Here is a 1,269-nt window from a genome sequence, read left to right on the forward strand (position 1 = left end):
GGAGCGAGCCTGCTCGCGAAGGCGTCCGAATAATCACCACACATCCCCAACCAACCCGCTACAGTTGGCAAGCTCGCCCGCGCCACGGATAATGCCCAGTTTTTCCACCAGCGCATCGAAGCGCCGCCGCGCCTGCGGTTGAAAGAGAAGACCATGAAAGACACCATTCGCCAGCTCATCCAGCAAGCCATCACCCAACTCGTCACTGAAGGTGTGCTGCCAGAAGGCCTGTCGCCGGCGATTCAGGTCGAGAACACCCGCGACAAGACCCACGGAGACTTCGCCAGCAACATCGCGATGATGCTCGCCAAGCCGGCCGGCATGAAGCCTCGCGACCTGGCGGAAAAAATCATCGCCGCGCTGCCGGCCGACGAGAACGTCAGCAAGGCTGACATCGCCGGCCCCGGGTTCATCAACTTCTTCCAGAACACCCAGGCCCTGGCCTCGCGCCTCGACGCTGCCCTGGCCGACGCGCGTCTCGGCGTGCGCAAGGCCGGCCCGCTGCAGCGCACCGTGGTCGATCTCTCGGCCCCCAACCTCGCCAAGGAAATGCACGTCGGCCACCTGCGCTCGACCATCATTGGCGACGGCGTGGCCCGCGTGCTGGAGTTCCTCGGCGACACGGTGATCCGCCAGAACCACGTCGGCGACTGGGGCACCCAGTTCGGCATGCTGATGGCCTACCTGCAGGAAAACCCGATCACCAGCGACGAGCTGTCGGACCTGGAAAACTTCTACCGCGCCGCGAAACAACGCTTCGACGAATCGCCTGAATTCGCCGACCGCGCCCGCGGCCTGGTGGTCAAGCTGCAGGCCGGCGACGCCGAGTGCCTGGCGCTGTGGACCAAGTTCAAGGACATCTCCCTGTCCCACTGCCAGAAAATCTACGAGTTGCTGAACGTCAAGCTGACGATGGCCGACGTGATGGGTGAAAGCGCCTACAACGATGACCTGGTCAATGTGGTCAACGACCTCCGCGCCAAGGGCATGCTGGTGGAAAGCAACGGCGCCCAGTGCGTCTTCCTCGACCAGTTCAAGACCGCCGATGGCGAGCCGCTGCCGGTGATCATCGTCAAGGCCGACGGCGGCTACCTCTACGCCACCACCGACCTGGCGGCCGTGCGCTACCGCAACCGCGTACTCAAGGCTGATCGGGTGCTGTATTTCGTCGACCAGCGCCAGGCCCTGCACTTCCAGCAGGTGTTCGAAGTGGCCCGCCTGGCCGGCTTCGTGACCCACCCGATGGAAATGGAACACATGGGCTTCGGT

The 1,269-nt window shown here is 63.9% G+C and carries 1 protein-coding gene; it reads left to right on the forward strand.

Going from position 1 to position 1,269, the window contains the following annotated elements:
* Nucleotides 1-153: 153 nt before the first annotated feature.
* The coding region (argS, locus tag OC610_RS27645; protein ID WP_264432692.1) for an arginine--tRNA ligase at nucleotides 154-1,269 on the forward strand (1,116 nt) is incomplete at its 3' end.

The organism is Pseudomonas agronomica (assembly GCF_025917275.1).
Classification (GTDB): Bacteria; Pseudomonadota; Gammaproteobacteria; order Pseudomonadales; family Pseudomonadaceae; genus Aquipseudomonas; species Aquipseudomonas agronomica.